The sequence below is a fragment of the Pseudomonas sp. UBA4194 genome, assembly GCF_002379585.1.
Taxonomy (GTDB): Bacteria; Pseudomonadota; Gammaproteobacteria; order Pseudomonadales; family Pseudomonadaceae; genus Aquipseudomonas.
Genome location: NZ_DFUE01000018.1, coordinates 29,755 through 48,451, shown reverse-complemented (window position 1 = coordinate 48,451; position 18,697 = coordinate 29,755). Strand labels below are relative to the sequence as shown.

At 62.4% G+C, this 18,697-nt stretch carries 13 protein-coding genes and 1 pseudogene; 8 read left to right on the top strand and 6 right to left on the bottom strand.

All coding sequences use genetic code 11. The annotated features are described in order from the left end of the window. The first annotated feature begins 40 nt into the window (after window positions 1-40). Window positions 41-481: an excinuclease gene (locus tag B3397_RS04700; RefSeq protein ID WP_296247747.1), complete on the top strand. Its 441-nt coding sequence runs from the start codon at window positions 41-43 to the stop codon at window positions 479-481. A gap of 34 nt (window positions 482-515) precedes the next feature. Here the strand turns inward: B3397_RS04700 and B3397_RS04695 are convergent, their stop codons facing one another. Next, on the bottom strand, window positions 516-1,406 hold the full coding sequence (locus tag B3397_RS04695; RefSeq protein WP_296247746.1) for a LysR family transcriptional regulator: 891 nt from the start codon (window positions 1,404-1,406) through the stop codon (window positions 516-518). Window positions 1,407-1,524: 118 nt separating this feature from the next. Here B3397_RS04695 and B3397_RS04690 point away from each other — a divergent pair, with 118 nt between their 5' ends. Continuing rightward, window positions 1,525-2,787, top strand: a complete 1,263-nt coding sequence (locus B3397_RS04690; protein ID WP_296247745.1) for an MFS transporter — start codon at window positions 1,525-1,527, stop codon at window positions 2,785-2,787. 749 nt (window positions 2,788-3,536) lie between these two features. Then, window positions 3,537-4,037: a hypothetical protein gene (locus B3397_RS04685; RefSeq protein WP_296247743.1), complete on the top strand. Its 501-nt coding sequence runs from the start codon at window positions 3,537-3,539 to the stop codon at window positions 4,035-4,037. Between the two features lie 325 nt (window positions 4,038-4,362). Here B3397_RS04685 and hemE read toward each other — a convergent pair whose 3' ends face one another. The 4 genes from hemE to B3397_RS04665 all read right to left on the bottom strand — a co-directional run bounded on the left by hemE (window position 4,363) and on the right by B3397_RS04665 (window position 8,302). Continuing rightward, window positions 4,363-5,424, bottom strand: coding sequence for a uroporphyrinogen decarboxylase (hemE, locus tag B3397_RS04680; protein ID WP_296247742.1), 1,062 nt, complete (start codon window positions 5,422-5,424; stop codon window positions 4,363-4,365). Between the two features lie 296 nt (window positions 5,425-5,720). Further along, a complete protein-coding gene (locus B3397_RS04675) occupies window positions 5,721-7,655 on the bottom strand; it encodes a methyl-accepting chemotaxis protein (RefSeq protein ID WP_296247741.1) in 1,935 nt (644 codons plus the stop codon). A gap of 156 nt (window positions 7,656-7,811) precedes the next feature. Further along, window positions 7,812-8,081: a cell division protein ZapA gene (locus B3397_RS04670; protein ID WP_296247739.1), complete on the bottom strand. Its 270-nt coding sequence runs from the start codon at window positions 8,079-8,081 to the stop codon at window positions 7,812-7,814. Continuing rightward, window positions 8,078-8,302 carry a hypothetical protein gene (locus tag B3397_RS04665; RefSeq protein ID WP_296247737.1) on the bottom strand — a complete coding sequence of 75 codons (225 nt, stop codon included), beginning with the start codon at window positions 8,300-8,302 and terminating at the stop codon, window positions 8,078-8,080. The genes B3397_RS04670 and B3397_RS04665 overlap by 4 nt, the downstream gene beginning before the upstream one ends. A gap of 244 nt (window positions 8,303-8,546) precedes the next feature. Between B3397_RS04665 and B3397_RS22495 the strand changes: the two are divergent. Further along, window positions 8,547-9,317, top strand: a pseudogene (locus B3397_RS22495) (MCP four helix bundle domain-containing protein); the annotation flags it as partial. Further along, window positions 9,294-10,172: a methyl-accepting chemotaxis protein gene (locus tag B3397_RS22490; RefSeq protein WP_414704345.1), complete on the top strand. Its 879-nt coding sequence runs from the start codon at window positions 9,294-9,296 to the stop codon at window positions 10,170-10,172. The pseudogene B3397_RS22495 and the gene B3397_RS22490, both read left to right, overlap by 24 nt. A gap of 172 nt (window positions 10,173-10,344) precedes the next feature. On the opposite strand, the gene gbcB is transcribed toward B3397_RS22490, so the two are convergent. Beyond that, on the bottom strand, window positions 10,345-11,445 hold the full coding sequence (gbcB, locus tag B3397_RS04655) for a glycine-betaine demethylase subunit GbcB (RefSeq protein WP_296247733.1): 1,101 nt from the start codon (window positions 11,443-11,445) through the stop codon (window positions 10,345-10,347). Window positions 11,446-11,731: 286 nt separating this feature from the next. Here gbcB and gbcA point away from each other — a divergent pair, with 286 nt between their 5' ends. The 3 genes from gbcA (at window position 11,732) to B3397_RS04640 (ending at window position 18,691) form a co-directional block, all read left to right on the top strand. Further along, a complete protein-coding gene (gbcA, locus tag B3397_RS04650) occupies window positions 11,732-13,027 on the top strand; it encodes a glycine-betaine demethylase subunit GbcA (RefSeq protein WP_296247731.1) in 1,296 nt (431 codons plus the stop codon). 185 nt (window positions 13,028-13,212) lie between these two features. Continuing rightward, window positions 13,213-16,227, top strand: coding sequence for an RHS repeat domain-containing protein (locus B3397_RS04645; RefSeq protein ID WP_296247729.1), 3,015 nt, complete (start codon window positions 13,213-13,215; stop codon window positions 16,225-16,227). 481 nt (window positions 16,228-16,708) lie between these two features. Then, window positions 16,709-18,691 (top strand): acyltransferase family protein, encoded by a 1,983-nt coding sequence (locus B3397_RS04640; protein WP_296247727.1) that lies wholly within the window; start codon window positions 16,709-16,711, stop codon window positions 18,689-18,691. The last annotated feature ends 6 nt before the right edge of the window (window positions 18,692-18,697 follow it).

Genomic DNA, 18,697 nt, shown 5'->3' with positions numbered 1-18,697 from the left:
CGCGTCGAACCCAACACCCACTCCTCAAGGTAGAGACCCCATGAAACGCCAAGCACTAGCCACCGCCTTCATCCTGGCCACCCTCCCCGCCGTCAGCCAGGCGCGCGACACCGCCCTGTACCTGCCATTTCAGAAAGTGGTCGATGAAATGACCCAGGCCGGCAAGCTCGACGGCAGCGTCAAGTTCTACCTGGCGGGCGTGCAGCCCAAAGGGAAAGTGAGTGTGGTCAACGCTGACGCTGTGACCAACAAGAAGACCAACGCCTTCAACAAGACCGACGAAGTGGCCTGCGAATGGGCTTTGCAGTCAGCCCTGCTGACCTTGCAGGACGCGGCGCGCAAAGCGAACGCCAATGCTGTGGTGAACATTGCCAGCTATTACAAGAAGAACGAGCGCAAGGATGCCAGCACCTATGAATGTCATGCCGGGGCGGTGATTGCCGGGGTTGCGCTCAAGGGGGACCTGGCGAAGGTGAACTGATTGGGATTGGGCGGTGGATGGTCCCCGACCTCACTCACCGCCTCGCCTCCCTCTCCAACAACCGCACAAACCCCTGAGCCATCGCCGACACCGGCCCTTTGCGCTGAACCACCCACACCGCCGTAACCGCCTCCTCATCGAGCAATGCCTTGTACACCACCCCATCCATGCGCATTGCCTTGTAGGACGCTGGCAGCACCGACACCCCCAACCCCGCTGCCACCAACCCGATGATGGTCATGGCCTCACCGGCCTCCTGGGCGATGTGCGGGCTGAACCCTGCCTGACGGGCCAGGTTCAGCAACTGCGCGTACAGGCCACTGCCATAGCTGCGTGGAAAGAACACGAACGGTTGCTCGGCCAGCTCCTGCAACAGGATCCCGCCGTCCCTGGCCGCGAGCGGATGCTTGGCATCGAGGACGGCCACCAGCGGTTCGCTGAACAGCTCGATGTAGCTCAGCGAATCCGGCAGCGCCAGGGGCCGCATGATGCCCACTTCGATGGACTCATCCACCAAAGACTCGGCCACTTCGGTACTGCTCATCTCGCGCAGGTTCAGGTGCACTGCCGCAAAGGCCTGGCGAAAGGCGTAGATGGCCTTGGGAATACCCGAATTGAAAGGCGCCGAAGAAGTGAACCCGATCTTCATCTCACCCAGTTCGCCCAACTGTGCTCGCCGGGCCACATCGGCCGCCTTGTCGACCTGCGCCAACACCTGCCGCGCCTCGCCGAGAAACAAGCGGCCGGCTTCACTGAGCTCGACCCGACGATTGGTACGCTCGAACAGCCGCGCGCCCAGCTCCTGCTCCAGCGTCTGGATCTGCTGGCTCAACGGTGGCTGGGAAATACCCAACAGCTCCGCCGCGCGGCCGAAATGCAGTTCCTCGGCAACGGCGATGAAGTAACGCAGGTGACGCAATTCCATGCAACCTCCAATGAGTCGCAGAACCTATCAAACAGGTCGAACAATATATTGGAAAGAATCAATAGCCAGCTATATAGTTTTTTTCACACCCGCCATCGACCACCCCACCGAGGTCCCCGTGAAAACTGCTGTCGCGCCCCAGGCTCAGGACATCGCGCCATTGAACGAAGCCATCGCCGAATTGGGCGAGCTGTACATCGAAAAGGGTACTCCGCTGTTCATGCGCACGGTACTGGCGCTGTTCAGCGGCGGATTCGCGACCTTTGCACTGCTCTACTGCGTGCAGCCGATGATGCCGATCCTGTCTCAGGAATTCGCTATCAATGCCGCCCAGAGCAGCCTGATTCTTTCGGTGGCCACCGGCATGCTGGCGGTCGGTTTGCTGATCACCGGGCCCATTTCCGACAGCGTCGGGCGCAAGCCGGTGATGGTGGCTGCCTTGTTCTGTGCCGCTCTGTGCACTATCGGCAGCGCGCTGATGCCCAGTTGGGAAGGCGTCCTGGTGCTGCGCGCCCTCACCGGGCTCAGTCTCAGCGGGTTGGCAGCAGTTGCCATGACTTACCTGAGCGAAGAGATACACCCTCAACACATCGGCCTGGCGATGGGTCTATACATCGGTGGCAACGCCATTGGCGGCATGAGCGGGCGGCTGATCACCGGCGTGCTGATCGACTTCGTCAGCTGGCATACGGCGATGTTGGTGGTAGGCGGCCTGGCGGTGATCGCTGCTGCGGTGTTCGTGCGCATCCTGCCTGAGTCACGCAACTTTCGCCCGCGCAAGATGAACCCACGCGGATTGATCGAAGGCTTCACCATGCATTTCAAGGACGCCGGGCTGCCCTGGCTGTTCCTCGAGGCGTTTCTGCTGATGGGCAGCTTCGTCACCCTGTTCAACTACATCGGCTATCGCCTGCTGGCCGAGCCGTACCACATGAGCCAGGCGCTGGTGGGGTTGCTGTCGCTGGTGTACCTGGCGGGTATCTACAGCTCGGCGCAGATCGGTTCGCTGGCGGACAGGCATGGCCGGCGCAAGGTGTTCTGGATGAGCATCGTGCTGATGTTCATGGGTCTGCTGGTCACCCTGTTCAGCGCGGTGCCGGTGATCCTGGCTGGCATGCTGATGTTCACCTTCGGTTTTTTCGGCGCGCATTCGGTGGCCAGCAGCTGGATCGGGCGGCGTGCGCTGAAGGCCAAGGGACAGGCGTCGTCGCTGTATCTGTTCAGCTATTACGCAGGCTCCAGCGTGGCCGGGACACTGGGGGGAATGGCCTGGCATTACGGGGAATGGGCAGGTGTCGGGTGGTTTATTGCCGGGTTGTTGAGCGTGGCCTTGCTGGTGGCGGCGAAGCTGGCGAAGTTGCGGCCGGTGGGGGTGGCGTAGGATGGGCAATCTGTGGTGTCTGCCCCCCTTGCCTGGCTCGATCTGCTGCACATTCCCGAGCGGCCCGATGGCTCGCAGGGCGGCTCTCAGCAAGTTGCATATTCAGCCATGCAACAGACATCTTTTATAGGATTAGATCTGAAAAAAATTATTCGCACCACCGACTAGCGTACGTAAATATTCAACTAATTTTTGTTACGAGCATCGTCTTCAGCAACAGGATATAAACCCACCTCCTGTTATTCAAAAATAATTACAGATACTTTGCCGAAGCGACTAACCTCATAAGTGCCTGCCTGCTGCAGGGATTTCCCACTTACTTTGATAACAACTTCAGGTACGCCGCTCAGAACGATTGGCTTATCGCGGAGTTTGAGGCAACGTTTTCGGAGATTGACATCTCGACCGCCGGTAAACTGGCCGTTGCAGTGCCCGAAGGGCGAAAGGATGACCGATCATTTGATCTCGAATGAGAAATATCTGGCATTTGCGGCGCCCCCGCTGCGGCATTCATCCGCCATTTAAAACCGCTCATGCGGAGCAAGACCGGCAGTAATAAGTTTTGTTCAGGCACGATCATCATGAACGCAAACGTTCATACAGCCGTTAACTCACGTACCGTCATTCTCAGGTTGCACACACTCCAGAAGGCCTGAATCTTCGCTCATAACAATCATTCTTCGTATAGTCGAAGAACGATGCTGACAAAACCTGCCCAACCGGGTGGTTTCACACAACAGGAGTTCACAATGAACAATCAACTCTATGCAAATAACTTCAAAGGTGTTGTCGACGGATATCCCTATGTGCCGGAGTACATTCAGGGCCACCGGAGACATGGCCTATACACTCCGGCTTGGTATATAGGTGTTTCAATGAGGATGGGACGCGGGGAAGGGCGACACGACGACCTTAATGTGTACCTGGGTAAAGAGAGCCTACCCGCTGGCCGCTATGAACTGAACCTCCCGGACCCGGAAGAAAACTACCCTTCGGTCTCGTATGTAAAGAATGCAGGGAACGGCTGGATAAGACGTTATCGAGCGACGGCAGGCTGGGTCGAGTTCAAATACAACGCCGACCGGACGCATGTCGAGGCGCAGTTCGAAGCCTCCTTCCCTAGCACCGAAGTTGGATTTCACGCGTCCGGCACGCTGGAAAGCAACATTGAGGACCAGGACACAAAAGACGGCAAGGTGACGGAGAAGGATCTGCGGATGCTGTATGACTTCAAACAATGCGGTGAATGACAGTGCCGCTTCTACGGTGGGGGTGGGCGGTGGTCTGGTGGCGGTCTGGGGATTTTTTGCTGTCTGCACGGCCGCCTCGCGGGCAGAGCCCGCTCCCACAGGTGATCGGCGCTGCCCCCCAAATCCCCAGCCCCCTGTGGGAGCGGGTTCTACCCGCGATGAGGCCGGGGCTGACATCCTCGATGCACAACTTGCGCCCCTATCTGCCGCGCCAGATCATCGGCGCTGGTGGGGGCGGCGTAAGGGGTGGGATGGGTGGGGGATGGCCCCCTCACCCCAGCCCTCTCCCTGAGGGAGAGGGGGCTAAAAGCGGATGTTTCGACCATCAATGGTACTGCGCGGAAAACTCGTGCACAGCCCGGATGAACGCGCCGGCGTGTTCTGGATCGACCTCGGGGGTGATGCCGTGGCCCAGGTTGAACACATGCCCCGAGCCTTGCCCGTAGCTGGCCAGGATGCGTGCCACTTCGGCACGGATGGCCTCGGGTTTGGCGTACAACACGGTGGGGTCCATGTTGCCCTGTAGAGCCACCTTGTTGCCGACGCGGCGGCGGGCTTCGCCGATGTCGCAGGTCCAGTCCAGGCCCAATGCATCAGCGCCGGCGTCGGCGATGCTTTCCAGCCATAGCCCTCCGTTCTTGGTGAACAGGATGACCGGTACCTTGCGGCCTTCGTGCTCGCGGATCAGGCCGCTGACGATCTTGCGCATGTAGGCCAGGGAGAATTCCTGATAGGCCGCCGCCGACAGGTTGCCGCCCCAGGTGTCGAAGATCTGCACGGCCTGGGCACCGGCGAGGATCTGACCATTGAGGTAGGTGGTGACCGACTGCGCCAGTTTGTCCAGCAGCAGGTGCATGGCCTGGGGTTGGTCGTAGAGCATGGCTTTGGTCTTGCGGAAGTCCTTGGAGGAGCCGCCTTCGACCATGTAGGTGGCCAGTGTCCAGGGGCTGCCGGAGAAGCCGATCAACGGCACCCGGCCGTTGAGTTCGCGGCGGATGGTGCTGACCGCGTCCATGACATAGCCCAGGTCTTTCTGGGCGTCGGGGATCGGCAGGGCTTCGATGTCGGCCAGGGTGCTGACGACCTTCTTGAAACGCGGGCCTTCGCCGGTTTCGAAGTACAGGCCTTGGCCCATGGCGTCGGGGATGGTCAGGATGTCCGAGAACAGGATGGCGGCGTCCAGCGGGTAGCGTTCCAGGGGTTGCATGGTGACTTCGCAGGCGAACGACGGGTTCTTGCACAGGCTCATGAAGTCGCCGGCCTTGGCCCGGCTGGCGCGGTACTCGGGCAGGTAGCGACCGGCCTGGCGCATCATCCACACGGGGGTGACGTCCACGGGTTGCTTGAGCAGGGCACGAAGGAAGCGGTCGTTCTTCAGGGCAGTCATGTCAACATCCGGCAGAAAAGTGCCAGCATTTTCGCAGACCGCAGGGCAACAAGCTACCGGTGGGGTTGGGCGGTGGTCTGGTGGCGGTCTGGGGATTTTAGGTGCCTGGACGGCCGCCTCGCGGGCAGAGCCCGCTCCCACAGGTGATCGGCGGTGCACCCAAATCCCCAGCCCCCTGTGGGAGCGGGTTCTACCCGCGATGGGGTCGGGCCTGTCCCACTCCGCTTTGCGGTGCCACGCGGCCCCCTGTGGGAGCGGGTTCTACCCGCGATGGGGCCGGGCCTGACATCCTCGCTTTACAACTTGAACCCCCCCATCTGCCGCGCCAGATCATCGGCCAGGCCGCGCAGTGCCTGGCAGTCGTCGCGGCAGTCGCGCACTTCGCCGGCAGTGGCCCTGGCCAGGTCCGAGATGCCCTGCACGTTGCGGTTGATTTCCTCGGTCACCGCCGATTGCTCTTCGGTCGCCGTGGCCACCTGATGGTTCATGTCGCTGATCTGCTCTACCTGCCCGGTGATCGCCGTGAGCGACGCGCCGGTGCGCTGGCTCGATTTGACCCCGGTACCGGTTGCCGCCTGCCCGCTGTGCATCGATGACACGGCGTTCTCGGCGCCCTGCTTGAGGCCCAGAATCATCTTCTGAATCTCGTCGGTCGACGCCTGCGTACGTCGCGCCAAGGTACGAACCTCATCCGCCACCACGGCAAAACCTCGGCCCATCTCTCCGGCGCGGGCGGCTTCGATCGCGGCATTCAACGCCAGCAGGTTGGTCTGCTCGGAGACGCCACGAATCACCGCCAGCACCTGGTCGATGGAACCGACCTGAGTCGCAAGCTCGCCAACGGCCTGCGCCGCGTTGCCAATCTCGTCCGACATGCTCTCGATGTGGACGATCGACTGGCTGACCACTTCCCGCGCCGCCAGCGACTCGTCCCGCGCGTGTTGCGAAGCCTGGGCCGCGTTGCTGGCGTTGCGGGCAATTTCCTGCACCGTAAGGCCCATCTCATGCACGGCGGTCGCGACCATGTCGGTCATTTCCTGCTGCTTCCCGGCCCGTTCGGCCGTGTTGTCCACCACCCGAGCCACTTGGCCCACCGAAGTGCGCAGGCGCTCGCTGGTGGTCAGTACATCGGCGATCATGTCGCGCTGGCTGCCCAGAAAGCGGTTGAAGCCGCGGGCCAGGTCCCCCAGCTCATCGGCGCGCGAGTCGTTGAGCCTATGAGTCAGGTCGCCACCCCCGCTGCCGATGGCCACCAGCGCATCCGTTACCTGACGGATCGGCTTGACCAACCCTCGCGCCAGCAACACCACCAACAGCAGGCACACCAACGCCACCGCGATGCCGATCAGGCTGGTCAGCCACATGGCCTGGCGCGCCTGAGCGTAGATCTGCGCCTCGGGCACTTCGGCCACCAGGCTCCAGTTCATGTCGCGCAGCGGCAAGCTCAACGCCAGGTAGCCTTCGCCATCGCGCTGGAACTCGCTGCTGGTCAGTTGCGTGTGCCCCAACAGCGCCTGCGCCGAGCTGGCACCGATCTGCTCGGCCAGTTGGCGCTTGCCGCTGACCGCAGCGTCCGGGTGCACCTGGATCAGGCCATCATTGCGCACCAGGTAGACCTTGCCGGCCTCGCCGAAGCTGTAGTTGTGAATGAGCTCCGAGAGCTCGTTCATGCTCAAGCCCAGCCCGGCGATGCCCAGCAGTTTGCCGGCCCGTTCCATGCGCAGGTCGATGAACAGGGTCAGGGCGCCAGTGGTGGTGTCGTTGTCGATGTTCAGGGTGCGCGGGTCGCCGCTGTCCAGAAAGCTGTAGAACCAGCTGTCCTTGGCGCTGCCACGGCTGAGCACCCGGTCCAGGCCCTTTTCGGTGTAGTAGTTGTTGGTGCCGGCGGACGCGATGATGGCGGTGAAGGCTTTCTGGCTGCTACGTACGCCTTCCAGATACGTCACGAACCGTGACGTCTGGGCACCGTTTTCGCCCTCGGCCAGCCATTCCTGCACCAGAGTGTTACCGGCTATGTCCTGAGCGGCGGTCAGCGGCTTGGCCAGGATTCGTTCGATGTCGTTGCGCATTGCTTCGATGCTGGCCGGCATCGCCGTTTCCAGCAGATAGGTCTGGGTCAGGCGGTTGACCACCACCGTATAGATGCCTACCACCAGAAGAATGCTGACCAGCAGGGCCGTGCCCATGCTCAAGATCAATTGCCATTGGATACTGCGTCGCCAGAACTGCATGGTGAACCCCCAAATAAGAGCAAGATCCACAGCAATCAGCATGCCAGATTGTATACACGGTGTTGTGTTGGCCCGGGACGCCGCCCGCCGGCCATGACACACCGAAATGTAGCAGCGGCGTAAGCCGCGTCCCAGGCCCCGGCGTATGGGGGGGGGTTAACGCGCGGTTTCGGACGCGGCTGACGCTGCTGCTACGAGGGCGTCGATGCGGGTTTGGGTGGTTAGCTGGTTCTGGCACAGGTTCAAGGCGGTAAGCACCAGCAACCGATCGCCGACCAGGGTCGGATACTTGCGCTTGGTCTCGGCCAGGGTGCGCTCGAGCATGCCGAACGCCTGCAGCAGCGCCTGTTGCTCGCCGGGCGGGGCCTTGACCGAGTATTCGTTGCCAAGGATCGAGAACACCTCGATCCTTTCTTCGACACTCATACCGCAGCCGACGTAGCGCGCTCGACCAGGGCCTGAATACGGGCTGCCGTGGCGCCGCGCTGCTCTTCCTGCTCCAGCAGGTTCAATTGCAGCGTGTCGTTGTCATCCTTGGCCTGGGCCAGTTCAGCGGACAGGCGGGCATTGGTCTCGGCCAGTTGCTTGGTCTGCTGTACCAGGTCATTCACCAGGCTTTCCAATTGACTCAGGGATGCTTCCAACATTTTGATTTTCCAAAGCTTTTTGCAGGGGCGCGCACGATAAAGAAAAAAATGCGCCCCGGCCAGTAAATAGGAGCCTCATGGACCCCGGAATGCTTTTTCGGTTCGCCCCGTTCATCGGTCTACACCTTTGGCGCTATCGCTCGCCCCTGCGGCGATCTGTCACTCAAGACTTGCCGGCAATGACCGATAACCATGCAGCCTCCTCAATAGCGCACGGACTGCGTTTCATTCCTGGTAGACCTCCATGTCACTACGCAACATGAATATCGCGCCGCGCGCCCTGCTTGGCTTCGCCCTGATCGGCATCCTGATGATCGTGCTCGGGGTGTTTTCCCTGACCCAGATGGGCAAGATCCGCCACGCCGGCGAGGCCATCGAACAGAGCAGCATCCCCAGCATCATCGCTCTGGACGAAATGACTCAGATGACCCTGCGCCTGCGGGTCCTGTCCTATCGCCTGCTGCTCAACCGGGAACCGGATGTCCAGCAGAAGACCCTGCAGCTGTTCGACCAGCGCAACCAGCAGATGGACGATGCCAAAGCTCGCTATGAAAAGCTGATCGACAGCAGCGAAGAGCAAGCCGCGTTCGATGACTACAAGAACCTGATCGTCCAGTATCGCCAGCTCGAGTCGCGCATGCGCACGCTGTCGGCGGCCAACCAGGTGCTCGAGTTCCGCGCCTTGATCAACACCCAGATGCAGGACAATTCAGAGCAGGTCAATGCCGCCCTGGACAAGCTGGTCAAGATCAACACCGCGCAAACCACCGTCACCAACGAGCAAGCCGCGGGTCAGTACAGCTCGGCCTTCGTGCTGGTGGTGTCGATGCTGGTGTTCGCCACCGTGCTGACCTTCCTGTTCGCCTGGCTGTTGACCCGCAGCATCGTCAAGCCTATCGACCAGGCCCTGGCTGCCGCCGAAGAAATCGCTGAAGGCAACCTGACCCGACCGATTCAGGTGCAAGGCAGCGACGAAGCCGCGCGCCTGCTCATGGCCATGGACAAGATGCAGGGCAAGCTGCGCGACACCCTGCAACGGATTTCCGGCTCGGCGACGCAATTGGCCTCCGCCGCCGAAGAACTGAACAGCGTGACCGACGAAGGCGCCCGTGGCCTGACTCAGCAGAACAACGAAATCGAACAGGCTGCCACCGCGGTCAACCAGATGACCAGTGCGGTAGAAGAAGTGGCGCGCAACGCAGTGAGCACCTCCGAAGCCTCCAGGGAGGCCACCAGCTCGGCCAGCGACGGCCGCGACCTGGTGATGGAAACCGTGAGCGCCATCGAGCGCATGAGCGGCGACGTACAGAGCACCGCCGATCTGATCGGCAACCTGGCCGCCGAGTCTCGGGATATTGGCAAGGTGCTGGATGTGATTCGCGGCCTGGCCGACCAGACCAACCTGCTGGCCCTCAACGCCGCCATCGAAGCGGCCCGTGCCGGTGAAGCCGGGCGTGGGTTTGCCGTGGTGGCCGATGAAGTGCGGGCGCTGGCCCATCGCACTCAGCAGTCGACCAGTGAAATCGAACGCATGATCGGCAGCATTCAGGGCGGTACCGAGCAAGCCGTGGATTCGATGCGCAACAGCACCGAGCGCGCCGAGTCGACCTTGAACATTGCCAAGGGCGCGGGCCTGGCGCTGGACACCATCAACGGCGCCATCGTGCAGATCAACGAGCGCAATCTGGTGATCGCCAGTGCGGCGGAGGAGCAGGCGCAGGTGGCGCGGGAAGTGGACCGCAACCTGGTGAACATCCGCGATCTGTCGGTGCAGACGGCGGCAGGGTCGGCGCAGACAACCGCGGCCAGCGGGGAGCTGGCGCGGCTGGCGGTGGATTTGAATGCGATGGTGGCGCGGTTTCGGGTTTGATGGATGGGGCGGGGGTGGATGGTCCCCTCACCCCAGCCCTCTCCCTGAGGGAGAGGGAGCCAATCACCGCCAGCCGACCCACCGCGATCCGCTTCTAGCTCCCTCTCCCTCAGGGAGAGGGCCGGGGTGAGGGGACCATTCACCACCGATCCTCACCAACTCCCACCCCCCCTCAAAACTCAATCCGCACATCCCCCTTCGGCACACTGCAGCACGACAGAATGTACCCCTCGGCCTCATCATCCTCGGTGATGCCGCCGTTGTGCTCCATCTCCACCTCGCCCCCCAGCTTCAACACCTTGCATGTCCCACAGATGCCCATGCCGCAGGCCTTGGGGATCATCAGGCCGAGCTTGGACGCGGCCGCATGCACCGTTTCCCCCGGCGCCACGCGAATGCTCTTGCCGGTGGCGGTGAATTCCACCTGGTGCAATTCCGAGACATCCACTTCCGGGGCATCGGCCGCCTGTTCGGCTTGTTCCACGGCATCGGCGCGGGCCTCTGGCGGGGTCGCTCCGAAGGACTCTTCGTGGTAGCGGGACATGTCGAAACCGGCGACTTCAAGCAGGCGCTTGACCGCATTCATGTACGGCGTGGGGCCGCAGCAGTAGATTTCCCGCTCCATGAAGTCCGACGCGATCAGCTCCAGCAGCTTGTGATTGAGGTAGCCACGGTAACCCGCCCAAGGCTCGCCCAGGCCATGCTTCTCACAGATGATATGCAGGCTGAAGTTATCCACCCGCGACGCCATGTGTTCCAGCTCGCGGTGGTAGATGATGTCCTTGGGAGAACGGGCGCTGTGCACGAACACCATGTCGACATTGGCGTTGGTGTCGTAGAACCAGCGGGCCATGGACATCACCGGCGTGATGCCGACACCACCGCTGAGGTAGAGAATCTTCGGCGCCGGGAAGTCGATGGCGTTGAACAACCCCACCGGCCCGTGCACCGCTAGCTCCTGACCTTCGTGCAGGGTGTCGTGCAGCCAGTTGGAGACGCGTCCGCCCGGCACTCGCTTGATGGTGATGGAAAAGCTGTAGGGCACCGACGGCGAACTGGAGATGGTGTAGGAGCGCATCACCGGCTCGCCTTCGATCTCCAGCTCCAGGGTGACGAACTGGCCTGGCTTGAAGAAGAACAGGATCGGCTGGTCGGCCATGAAGCAGAAGGTGCGCACGTCCCAGGTTTCCTGGATCACCTTGACGCACCGAACGACGTGGCGTCCATTGGCCCAGGTCTGGGTGTTTACGGGCATCAGGAAGTTATTGGACATGCTCATCTCCAGGGGCCGACGGTCGGCTGTGCATGGGAGCGATTCTGCGTGTGCCATAAAGCGACGACTTTCCCATTCGCGACATTCACATGCTTATGGCGACCAGCCCCATGCTACCTAGGCTCCAGCGTCGGGAATGGATTTGGCCATGTCGCCCATGGATAAGGTTCCCGGCGCGCCGAGTCGCACACTCCACCGCAAATGAAGCTGCTTTCAGAAGCCTTGCGTTGCCAACCGTACCTGCCACTTTTCGCGGCCACCTAGCCTGGTCATGAGGATACAAACGATGGATGCCACCACTACCTTGAGCCTGGGCGATCCACTGGAGCCCGCACGCAAGGCGACCGCGCACATGTTGCAGGAGCGCGAGCGCACGTTCTCGCTGCCACAGCCGTTCTACAGCGACGAGCGGCTGTTCCAGATCGACATGCAGGAGATCTTCCAGAAGGAATGGCTGATCGCCGGCATGACCTGCGAAATCCCGGCCAAGGGCAACTTCCTGACGCTGGAAGTGGGCAAGAATCCGATCATCGTGGTACGCGGCGTCGACGGCGTGGTGCATGCCTTTCACAACGTCTGCCGGCACCGCGGCTCGCGCCTGTGCACCAAGGAAAAGGGCAAGGTGGCCAAGCTGGTCTGCCATTACCACCAGTGGACCTACGAACTGGATGGCCGCCTGCTGTTCGCCGGCACCGAGATGGGTGCCGACTTCGACATGAAGCAGTACGGCCTCAAGCCCGTGCACGTGAAAACCTCCGGCGGCTACATCTTCATCAGCCTGGCCGAGAACCCACCCGCGATCGACAATTTCCTCAGTACGCTGAACCATTACATGGAACCGTACGACATGGAAAACACCAAGGTCGCGGTGCAGACCAACCTGTTGGAAAAGGCCAACTGGAAACTGGTGCTGGAGAACAATCGCGAGTGCTACCACTGCGGCGGCTCCCACCCGGAGCTGTTGAAAACCCTGCTGGAGTGGGACGACGTCACCGACCCGCGTGCCGACCAGGCGTTCAAGGACCACGTGGCCGCGTCGGCCGCCGCCTGGGAAGCGGAAAAGATTCCCTACGCCCACGCCAGCCATGGCCTGCGCAACCGCATCGTGCGCATGCCGCTGCTCAAGGGCACGCTGTCCATGACCCTGGACGGCCAGGTGGGCTGCAAGAAACTCATGGGCCGCATCAAGAACCCGGACCTGGGCTCGATGCGCATCCTGCACCTGCCCCACTCGTGGAACCACTGCATGGGTGATCACATCATCGTGTTCACCGTGTGGCCGATCAGCGCCCAGGAAACCCTGGTCACCACCAAGTGGCTGGTGCACAAGGACGCGGTCGAGGGCGTGGACTACGACGTGGAGCGCATGCGCCAGGTGTGGGACGCGACCAACGACCAGGACCGTCGCCTGGCCGAAGAGAATCAGCGCGGCATCAACTCCACCGCTTACCAGCCGGGGCCCTACTCCAAGACCTACGAGTTCGGCGTGGTCAACTTCATCGACTGGTACAGCGAGCGCATGCTCAGCAACCTCGGCGCAGAGCCTGCGGCGTACCTCAAGGGCGTTGCCGTGCACGAATGATTCGCCGGGCGCTGCCCGGCTTCAACCTTTCATCCCCCTCAGCCGCTCATGCGCCGGTGCGAAACCCGGCGCGCTCACCCCGGAACCGCTGTCTGTACCTGCGAAACCTACTGCCTGCGCCGATGGTCGCCACCTGCCCGATAGGACATAAAACAAGGAAAATCCGTCCGATCCAAGGTAACTGTATGTCGACTCAGCGAAGCATTCCCGAACACCTGAAAGTCCACAGCCGCACGCCCGGCATTGTCGTTTGCGATCCACGTGGCCTCGGCGTGCGCACCCTCGCCTACCACCGCCGTACTGCCGACACCCCCGCCGAACGCCGCGGCCACGCGCAGTGGCATGACGCCCTCGGCCGCCCCACCGCCCAATGGGACCCCCGCCAACTCGCCCACTTCGAGGCCGGCACCAGCGACACGCCCAACCAGCGCACCGTTTTCAGCCTGTCCGGGGTGCCGTTGCAGCAGCACAACGTCGACTCGGGATGGAAGGTGATGTTGCAAGACGCCAGCGGGCTGGCGCGAGCGAGCTGGGATAGCCGGCAGACGTGTACGACCCACGAATATGACGCCCTGGGTCGAATGACCTCGGTGATCAAGCACGACGCGCAAGGCCCCTCGCGTACGACTCAGCGCATCACCTATGCCGCTGTCGACCCCGAGCAAGCGGAGCTGAACCTGTGTGGCTCAGTGATTCGCCACGACGACGATGCGGGCAGTCTGTTCGCTCAAGGCTTCAGCATTACCGGTGAAGCCATCCGCCACAGTCGCCGCTTCCTGGCCGGCGACACGGCCGCGGACTGGCCTGAAGCCCTCAGTGCCCGAGACGCCCTGCTCGAGGCCGGTGCGGGCTACACCAGCCATAGCCTCCACGATGCGACTGCGCTGTTGCTCAGCCACCAGGACGCGGCGGGCAACGTCCAGCAGTTCGGCCATGACATCAGCGGCTTGCAGAATGCCAGTGACCTGGTCACCGCAGACGGCGTGAACATCCCTTTGTTGGTAGAGATCGATTACGACGCGACGGGACGTGTCATCTCTCAGACTGCAGGCAATGGCGTGGTCAGCCGCGTTGAATATGACCCGTCGAGCCAGCGTCTGCGACGGGCAACCTCGCAACGGGCGGGTGGGACACTGCTGCAGGACCTGCATTACGAATATGATCCGGCCGGCAACATCCTCAGCGTCGGCGACCGCTCACAACCTGTTCGCCACTTTGCCAATCAGCGTACCGAAGCGGTTAACCACTACAGTTACGATTCGCTCTACCAGTTGATCACGGCCAGCGGACGCGAAGCCGCCAGTGCGGGTCAAGGCCCAGCGCTTCCCGAGTTGATGCTACTGCCGGACGATCCTGGCCTGTTGCTCAACTATACCCAGAGCATGCACTACGATGCGTCCGGCAACCTGCTGGAACTGCGCCACGTGAACGGCCAGCGCAATCGCACCCAACGCATGGCGGTTGCCCGGCTGAGCAACCGCGCGCTGCCTGAACGCGACGGCGTGCTACCGGACGAAACGCAACTGGCGGCCGCCTTTGACAGCAACGGCAACCTGCGCCAGTTGCAACCTGGGCAGGCGCTTGGCTGGGACAACCAGAATCAGTTGCAGCAGATCACCCCGGTCAGCCGCCCTGACGGCGATGACGATTATGAGCGCTATATCTACGACGCGGCGGGCGGGCGGGTGCGCAAGCATTCCAGCGCGCAGGTGCGTAACGGCACCCGAGTGAGCGATGTGCGTTATCTGCCAGGCCTGGAGATTCGTACCGACAGCCGCAGCGGGGAACGGCTCCACGTGGTCATCGCCCGGGCGGGGCGCAGCGGCGTGCGCCTGCTGCACTGGGAGCAAGGAAAACCCGAAGCGCTGAGCAATGACCAGTTGCGCTACAGCCTGGACAATCACCTCGGCTCCTGCACCCTGGAGCTGGACCAGCAGGCGCAACTGATCAGCCGGGAAGAATACTATCCCTTTGGCGGTACGGCCTGCTGGGCCGGGCGCAATGCGCTGGAGGCTCAATACAAGACCATCCGCTATTCAGGCAAGGAGCGCGACGCCAGCGGGCTGTACTACTACGGATTGCGCTACTACGCCCCTTGGCTGGCACGCTGGCTCAATCCAGACCCTGGTGGCGACATCGACGGTTTGAACCTGTACGCCATGGTGGGTAACAACCCCATAACCCTGGTCGACGGAGATGGCCGCAGCAAGACCAAATACGACACCCTCGAAGCCATGATCGCTGCCGGGCCGACGCCTGAGTACATGGAGGCTCGGGGGTCGTGGGACCGTTTGTCGCCCGCAGATTTGGCCAAGGCCCAGGAAAGCTTCAAAGGCCACTGCAAGGACTGGTTCACCCGTGGCAGGCAAAGCCGGATGGAAGTGTTGATGGCTATGTTCGATGTGGTCAAAAGCCGCAGCAACGGGGTCGTCCAGGGCATCGCGAACATGGAAAGCAACTTGGAACTGGCCAAGGCGGTGGGTTTGCGACTCACGACCATCGTGGTATCCAACCTGTCTTCAACAGTCGTATCGACCGCAATAGGCGCCGGTATCGGCTTGGCTGTAGCGGGCCCGCCGGGTTCCGTGATCGGCGGGGGGGCTGGTTTCGTGGTGGGCAAGTTGGCCAGTGTCGGCTCAGAAAAAGGCATGGAAAAAGCGGGTAACACCGCCACGCTGCACCTGCAAACCGGTAGCCTCAATATGTCGTCCGTCGTCCACGACGCGAAGATCCGCAAGAACGGCGTGTTGGGCAAGGCTTACGGCAAGCTGACCGGCTTTGTTCCAGACACGCCCAAGGGCGCGCTGAACCTCGGTATTGAAGTGGCCAAGACCGCAGGCTCCAAAGCCGCTGGTTCGGCGGGCGTAGCCGTCAAGATCGGCGTCGATGTGCTCAAGGGCGGGTATGAACTGTACAAGACACAGAAGGACAAGGATCCGGCCAAGATCGAGGTACTGGAGAACGGTGCTCTGCAGACCATTGCCGAACTGCGTCGCCGCACTGACCAGATCGCTACGATGTATGGCGCTACCCAGGCCAGTGACATTCTGGACTTCTGCCCAAGCATCACCAGTACGCGGCAAATGACACTGGGTCAGCTGTGGGCCAAAAGGGACAAAGCCATCGGAAGACTGGAGAACGCCGCTGCCACGGCCTCCGCGTTCAAACAACGCCACAATGCCCAGATGCTCGGCATTTGACCTTGTAGAAGCGCGCCCGCGAAGGCGTCCTGACTGCCTGCACACGGCTTGGACGTTTGGCCAGGCATACCGGCCCCTTCGCGGGCAGAGCCCGCTCCCACAGGTCAACTCAGTCTCACCTGTGGGAGCGGGCTCTGCCCGCGAGGGGCCCAACACCACCACATAGGCAACGCACAACCCCATGTGGGAGCGGGCTCTGCCCGCGAAGGGCCCAACACCACCACATAGGCAACGCACACCCCCCTGTGGGAGCGGGCTCTGCCCGCGAAGGGGCCAACGCCGCCACATAGGCAACGCACAACCCCTGTGGGAGCGGGCTCTGCCCGCGAAGGGCCATCACATCCCCCACACAATCCAAACCATGCATCGCCAATCCCTGCGAACACTGTTGCAGTGATGACATATCTGGAAACCCCAGTTGGATTCCACTCTCGAAAGGGTTGCTCTATGGTCGCCGCCTAACAATAAAAAGGCGCTTCCCATGTCAACCTCCTACGTCCCCGGCATCGACGGCCTGCGGGCCATCGCGGTGTTTGCGGTGGTGATCTTCCACATCGAATTCCTCGGCTTTCTGCCCGGGGGGTTTACCGGTGTGGACATGTTCTTCGTGATCTCCGGCTTCGTCATCAGCCGTGCCCTGGCCCAGCGCGATGGCCTGCCTCTGGGCGCCTACCTGCTGGACTTCTATCGTCGTCGAGTGCTGCGCATCCTGCCGGCGCTGCTGACGGTGCTGGTGGTGAGTTTCGTGCTGTCGGCGCTGCTGGTGCCGCCAGTGTGGCTCAGCGATCAGAACGACAACACTGGCCTGGCTGCCGTGTTCGGCCTGAGCAATGTCGTGCTGGCGTGGAACCTGGATACCTACTTCTCGCCCGGTGCCGAATTCAATCCCTACCTGCACACCTGGTCCCTGGGGGTGGAGGAGCAGTTTTACCTGATATTTCCCTTGCTGTTCTTTGTCTGGCTGCGCCGCCGGCAGCAGGGCCTGCTGGCGTGGATGTTGTTGCCTGTAGCAGCCCTGTTGTCGCTGGTGCTGTGCGCAGTGCAGACGACCCGCGATCCCTTGGCGGCGTTCTACCTGCTGCCGGCTCGGTTCTGGGAATTGGCGGCGGGGGCGCTGCTGTTTCAGCTGATGAGTGTGACGGGCTTCGTGGCGCGCTGTCGCTCGCTGGCCCGGCCGCTGCTGGTGACCGGTGCGCTGCTGCTGGCGGCGGGTCTGGCGTTTGCCGAGCAAACGCATTTCCCGTTTCCGTGGGCGATGCTCACGGTCCTGGGCACCCTGCTGTTGATCAGTGCGGTGGTCGCCGAGCCTGGGGGGTCGCGCTGGGGTCTGCGGCGTCTGTTGCGCGCCGCGCCGGTGACTTACCTGGGCAGGCTGTCTTACTCGCTGTACCTGTGGCACTGGCCCCTGGCGGTGTTTGTACGCTGGACGGTGGGCATGGAGCAGTCGTGGGTGCCCTGGGCCTACCCGCCGGTGCTGCTGGCGCTGGCGGCGGCCTCCTACCATTGGATCGAAACACCTGCACGCAGAGGTAGGAGCGCGTTGCACAGGCGCCCCGGCCTGACGCTTGCCGGAGCCGTGGCGGGGGTGGGTTTGGCGGCAGGCGCGGGCGTGTGGATAACCGCCAACACCGAGCGTCTATCCCTGAGCCAGGTCAGCGACAGCTATACCTGGCAGGCCTACAAACATTATCCACAGGAGCCGCTGGAGGTCATCGAGGACTCGGCCATGCAAGGACGTCGGCTGTTCGTGATGGGCGATTCACACACGGCGGCCTACCGCACGCTGCTCAATATCGTTGCCCTGCGCCTGGGTGTCGAGGTGGTGGAATACGAGCGCGGTGGCTGTCCGGTGATCAGCCTGATGGACGCCGATCCGCCGCGCTGCGCCGCCAGCCGGCAGGCCGCACTGGGGGATTTGCTTGAACGGGCGCAGGCGGGGGACATCGTGTTCCTGGCGTCGCTGCGCATGCCCGAGCTCAAGGGCCGGGGCTGGCGCCAGGGGGATGATCAGGTGTTGGCCGCGATCCTCGCGCAACAGACGCCTGAGCGCAGCGAGGCCGCCTATGAGTCAGCCGAGGCGCTGTTGCAACGCCTGACCCGGGCGGGGCTGACGGTGCTGATCGACGCGCCGAAGCCGTTGTTCAAAGCGCCGCCCAATCGCTGTTCGGATGGGTTCAATCGCATGAACCCGGTGTGTGCACCGGGTTTCGATGTCAGCCGCGAATGGCTGGAGGCGCTGCGCGCACCGCAGATGAACGTGCTGGCCAGGCTGAGCGCACAGTTTCCGGCGTTGCAGGTCTGGGACCCGTTGCCCATCCTCTGCCCCGGCAGCCTGTGCTCGGCTTACGACGATCAAGGCAAACCCCTGTTCAGTGACAGCGATCACCTGAGCGCTCACGGCAACCGTATCCTGGAACCCGCCTTCACCCAACACCTCCTGACCCGCGTCACCCCGCACCTGTAGCAGCGG